The organism is Streptomyces sp. NRRL WC-3618, assembly GCF_001280005.1.
In the GTDB taxonomy this organism is placed as follows: domain Bacteria; phylum Actinomycetota; class Actinomycetes; order Streptomycetales; family Streptomycetaceae; genus Streptomyces.
The window spans coordinates 1-4928 of record NZ_LGDW01000152.1 but is presented as its reverse complement, the minus strand read 5'-3'; the positions used below and the strand labels follow the sequence as shown (position 1 = coordinate 4928).

Here is a 4928-nt window from a genome sequence, read left to right as displayed (position 1 = left end):
AGGGGGGAGGGGGCGGCGGGGGTGTGGTTTTTCGCCCCCGCCGCCCTTACCCGTCCCATCCCGTTCCTGGGGGCTGCGCCCCCAGACCCCGCTGTCGGCCCTGAAGGGGCCTTGTCCTCAAACGCCGGACGGGCTGAGGGGGCGGTCACGGGGCCTGGGGTGCAGGCGCACCCCTTCTCACCTGCTCGCGCGGGGCAGCATCGGGTAGCTGCCCGTGTTGGTCGGGGCGTGTTCCGGGAGCCACAGGACTGCTACCGCGCCCTCTGCGGGGACGCCTTCCGGGGCGCCCGGTGGGCGTATGTTGCGGAAGGTGAGGCGGGCGCCCAGGACTCGGGCCTGGCCGGCGGCGATGGTGAGACCGAGTCCGTGGCCGTGTCCTGAACGGTCACTGCTCCCCGTACGGAAACGGCTCGGACCCTCCGCCAGCAGGTCCTCGGGGAAGCCGGTGCCGTGGTCGCGTACGCGGATGACCCGGCCCTCGACGGAGACCTCTATGGGCGCCTTGCCGTGCCGTGCCGCGTTGGCCAGCAGATTGATCAGCACGCGCTCCAGCCGGCGCGGATCGGTCGTGACCTCCGACTCGTGCACCACGTGTACGGCGATCTCCGGGTCCTTCACGAGCACCCGCCGGGCCACGAACTCGCCCAGCATGATGTCCTGCAACTCCGCCCGCTCCGACGCGCCGTCGAGACGGGCCACCTCCAGGACGTCCTCGACCAGCGTGCGCATGGCCTTCGCCCGGTCCAGGACCAGCTCCGTCGGGCGCCCGGGAGGGAGCAGTTCGGCCGCTGTCAGCAGCCCCGTCACCGGCGTACGCAACTCGTGCGCGATGTCGGCCGTGACCCGCCGTTCCGCCTCCAGCCGCTGCCGCAGGGTGTCCGCCATCGCGTCCACCGCCCGCGCGAGGTCGTCGGTCTCGTCCCGTACGACACCGCCGATGGCGTCCCGCACCCGTACGTCCGTCTCACCCCTGGCGACCTGGTTCGCGGCGGCCGCCGCCTTGCGCAGCCGGCGCGACAGCTGGGCGCCGATGAGCACACCGAGCGCGCTGCCCCCGAGGACGACAGCGATCGAGCCGATGACCAGCGCCTGGTCGAGGTCGACCATGATGTCGGTACTGCGGTCGGTGAACCCGGTGTGCAGCGACATGACGCGCCCGTCCTTGAGCGGTACGGCCGCCCAGATGTCCGACACCCCGTCCGGCCGGTCGGTCACATAGGTCGCCCGGCGGCCCTGCGCCGCCTTCTGCCGCAGCTCCTCCGGAAGGTCCGGGTCGTCGACCTTGATGCCCGGGAAGTTGGGCCGCCCCGACAGGTTGTAGTTGCTCTGCCCGATCCGGACGCGTTCGTCCGCGAGGTCACGCGCGCCGTCCAGCATCGAGACCCGGGCGGCGTTGTGCACGACCAGGCTGAGCGTGACCGCCACGAGCGCGCCGACCAGCGCGATGGCGGCGCTCAGCTTCCACCTGAGCCCGCTGTGGATGCCCGCGAACCCGCTGAACCCGCCGAACCGGCCGAACCTCCCGAACGGGCCGGACGCGCTGGTCGAGCTTGTCGGGCTGGTCGGGCTGGTCGGGCTGATCCGCGTATCTGTGGTGCGCATGGGGGCCCGCTCAGGCCTTCAGCTTGTAGCCGAAGCCGCGGACCGTCTCGATCCGGTCCTGGCCGATCTTCGTACGCAGTCGCTGCACATGGACGTCGACGACGCGGGTGTCGCCGCCCCAGCCGTAGTCCCACACGCGTTCGAGGAGTTTGTCGCGGGAGAGGACCGTGCCCGGCGCCGACGAGAACTCCAGCAGCAGCCGCATCTCGGTGGGAGTCAGGCCCACCGTCCGGCCCTCCTTGCGGACCTCCATGCCCTCGGTGTCGATCTCCAGGTCGCCGAAGACGAGCACCCCGCCGGTCACGGGCGCGCTGTCCTCGGGGCCTGCCGCGTTCGGGCCGCTCGCGTGGCCGAAGCGGCGCAGGACCGCGCGGATCCGGGCGACCAGGACGGCGCCGTCGAACGGCTTCGTGACGTAGTCGTCGGCGCCCGCCTCCAGACCGAGGACCACGTCGATCGAGTCGGCGCGCGCCGACAGCATGATCACCGGCACGGTGGACTCGTCGCGGATACGGCGGCAGAGGCTGACCCCGTCGAGGCCGGGGACCATGACGTCCAGGAGGGCGATGTCGGGTCGGTCCGCGCGGAACGCCTCCAGGCCCGACAGCCCGTCGGGCATGGCCGTGACCGCGAAGCCGTCACGCTCCAGGGCGAGTTGGGTGGCCTCGCGGATGACGTCGTCGTCCTCGACGAAGAGGACGTGGGTCTGGTCTGCCATCCCGGATGCTCTCAGTTCTCGTCTGTGGTCTCGTCTGTGTCAGTTCGGAGCCGTTGTCGGTGCGTCACCGTCGACCGCGCTGCTGTAGTCGTTGTGGATGCGGTACTCCAGGATGAAGCGGCCCGCGGTCCACTGATAGGTGATCACATTCTCGCCGGACGGGCTCGTCACCGGGTCGTCCTTCTTGTACACCTGTTTGGTGACCACCAGATCACCGCGGTCGATCTCCGCGTACACCGGCGACTCCTCGGCCCGGAAGACGTTCCGGTACGCGTCACCCGCCTCGCGGTACACATAGGAACCGACGCCGACGGCATCGCTGCACGTCATGACGTTGACCACGACGTCGTCGTCGGCCCCGCCCGTCAGATCCCCGTACGACACGTCGACCGGGTACTCGTCCCCGACGCACGGCTTCAGCGCGCGTTTGACCGAGGGCGCGACGCCCGGATCGTCCAGCACGAGCCTGACCGCGTCCACGTCGTGGGGAGTGGCGTACGCGGAGGCCATCGAGGAGGGGTTCGGCCTCAGCTTGCCCGCGACGGCGTCGGTGCCCGCCGGGCCCTCGTCACGGGCGCCGGTGCCGCCGGTGGCGCAGGCGGCGACAAACAGGGCGAGGGCGGCGAGCACGGCCGTCGCCGTGATCACCGCCTGAAAGGCCCGCCGGGCAGGGGCGGACAGCGCCGGTCTCATGAGCAGCCCCGGGGCGCGCCCCGACCACTCCCGAGCACCCGGATCCGGACCTGAACCGGTCACCGCACCCGGCGGTCCCTGGCCCGGAGGCGAATCCGCGCCCGCGCCCGTGCCGGTGTCCGTCCGTGGCGGTGTCCGAGGGACCCCGGGATCGGTCGCCCCTGTGCCTAGGCCGCGCAACGCTCCCGCTCCTCATGCTCCAGCGCGCGGGCGTCCAGATCGCGGGCCTCCAGCTCCTCCCGGAGCCGGGCGAGCGCCCGGTGCAGCGTGCTCTTGACCGTTCCGGCCGACATGCCGAGGGCGGCGGCCGTCTCCTCCGTGGACATCTGCTCCCAGTGTCGCAGCACGACGACACTCCGCTGCTTGGGTGCGAGCACCTTCATGACATCCATCAGGAGTGCGCGGTCCGCGTGCTGCTCGGTGGAGTCGTCGACACACGCGTCCGGGAGCTGCTCGGTGGGCACCTCGTCCAGCTTCCGCGCCCGCCACCACTCGGTCCGGGTGTTGATCATCACCCGGCGGAGGTAGGCGTCCGCGAGCCGCTTGTCCGCTATGCCTTCCCAGCGGCCGTACGTACGCACGAGCGCCGTCTGCAGCAGGTCCTGCGCGTCGACGGGGTCCGGGACCAGTCGACGGGCGCTGCGCAACAGCGCGTCCTGCCGTGTGCGGACGTACTCCTCGAACTCGAGCACCTCGCCCTGCTGCGCCATGTAGACCGCCTCCTGCTCCCCGTTTCCGACCCGTCTTCCGGTCGGCCTGACTGCCTTGTGGTCCGTACAGGGATGAACCTACGGAGGGGTTGTCACGGGGTTGTCCGAGCCAGCCTGCGGAGAGCGCGCGGCTGTCCGTCGGTTGTGTAACGGAAATAGGGAAGGGGTAAGGGGAGAGGGGGAATTGGGGCGGTATAAGGTGATTTACGAGCGCGCTGGGGGTGTGTTGGGGGTGCGTTGGAGCGTTACAGGACGCCGAGTATGTGATGCGGCTGTGCGCGTCCGTTGTCCGGCCGACTGTCTGATCAGCTGTGCGGCAGGCGGTACAGCCTGCCCGGCAGGGGCTCGACCAGGCCGTCGGCGACCAGACCGTCGAGGGCTCGGGCGCGCTGCATCGGCTCGTGCCACACGCCGTCGAGCGTGGCCTGCGGTACGGGGGTGAGGGCTTCCCGGAGTACGGCGAGCAGCTTGCCGCGTACCTGACGGTCTGTGCCGGCGTACGTCTGGCCGCGGCGGGCCGGTCCCTCGTGCTCGGGCTTCCCGGCGAGCCGCCAGGCGCACTGGGCGGCGATCGGACAGCGGTGGCAGGTCTCGTTCCTGGCTGTGCAGACGAGCGCGCCGAGTTCCATGGAGGCCGCTGCCCAGCGGGCGGCCGTGTGCTCGTCGTCGGGCAACAGGGCGCGGGCGAGCTTGCGTTCGGCGGCGGTGGTGGCGTTCGGGGGGTACTGGACGCCGGTGACGGCGCGGGCGAAGACACGGCGGACGTTCGTGTCCAGTACGGCGTGCCGCTGGCCGTAGGCGAAGGAGGCGACGGCCGCGGCGGTGTACTCGCCGATGCCGGGCAGCGCGAGCAGCTGGGTGTGGTCGGTGGGTACGTCGCCACCGTGGCGTTCCGTTATGGCGAGGGCGGCGCCGTGCAGGCGCAGGGCGCGGCGCGGGTAGCCGAGCCGGCCCCAGGCGCGGACGGCTTCGCCGGAGGGAGCGGCGGCGAGGTCGGCGGGGCGGGGCCAGCGGGTGAGCCACTGCTCGTAGACGGGGAGTACGCGGCTGACGGGGGTCTGCTGGAGCATGAACTCGCTGACCATCACGCCCCAGGGGCCGGCGTCGGGGTGACGCCAGGGGAGGTCGCGGGCGTGGTCGTCGAACCAGTTGATGACGGGGGAGTGGAGGGGGGTGCCGTCGGTGGGGGTGTCGTCGCGGTGCGG

The 4928-nt window shown here is 71.5% G+C and carries 5 protein-coding genes; all 5 read right to left on the bottom strand.

Annotated elements, in window-relative coordinates; all coding sequences use genetic code 11:
* Positions 1–177 precede the first annotated feature (177 nt).
* A complete protein-coding gene (gene cseC / locus ADL01_RS16865; RefSeq protein WP_234354669.1) occupies positions 178–1602 on the bottom strand; it encodes a two-component system sensor histidine kinase CseC in 1425 nt (474 codons plus the stop codon).
* Between the two features lie 10 nt (positions 1603–1612).
* Positions 1613–2320 carry a two-component system response regulator CseB gene (cseB, locus tag ADL01_RS16860; RefSeq protein ID WP_053742821.1) on the bottom strand — a complete coding sequence of 236 codons (708 nt, stop codon included), beginning with the start codon at positions 2318–2320 and terminating at the stop codon, positions 1613–1615.
* A gap of 39 nt (positions 2321–2359) precedes the next feature.
* Positions 2360–3013 carry a hypothetical protein gene (locus ADL01_RS16855; protein WP_053742820.1) on the bottom strand — a complete coding sequence of 218 codons (654 nt, stop codon included), beginning with the start codon at positions 3011–3013 and terminating at the stop codon, positions 2360–2362.
* Between the two features lie 167 nt (positions 3014–3180).
* Positions 3181–3723: a SigE family RNA polymerase sigma factor gene (locus ADL01_RS16850; protein ID WP_053742819.1), complete on the bottom strand. Its 543-nt coding sequence runs from the start codon at positions 3721–3723 to the stop codon at positions 3181–3183.
* Positions 3724–4028: 305 nt separating this feature from the next.
* Positions 4029–4928: A/G-specific adenine glycosylase (locus ADL01_RS16845; protein WP_053742818.1), on the bottom strand; the 900-nt coding region annotated here is incomplete at its 5' end.

Coding starts and splice junctions, on each gene's coding strand:
- ADL01_RS16850 (WP_053742819.1), bottom strand. CDS start 3,723: ATGGCGCAGCAGGGCGAGGTGCTCGAGTTCGAGGAGTACGTCCGCACA.
- cseC (WP_234354669.1), bottom strand. CDS start 1,602: ATGCGCACCACAGATACGCGGATCAGCCCGACCAGCCCGACCAGCCCG.
- cseB (WP_053742821.1), bottom strand. CDS start 2,320: ATGGCAGACCAGACCCACGTCCTCTTCGTCGAGGACGACGACGTCATC.
- ADL01_RS16855 (WP_053742820.1), bottom strand. CDS start 3,013: ATGAGACCGGCGCTGTCCGCCCCTGCCCGGCGGGCCTTTCAGGCGGTG.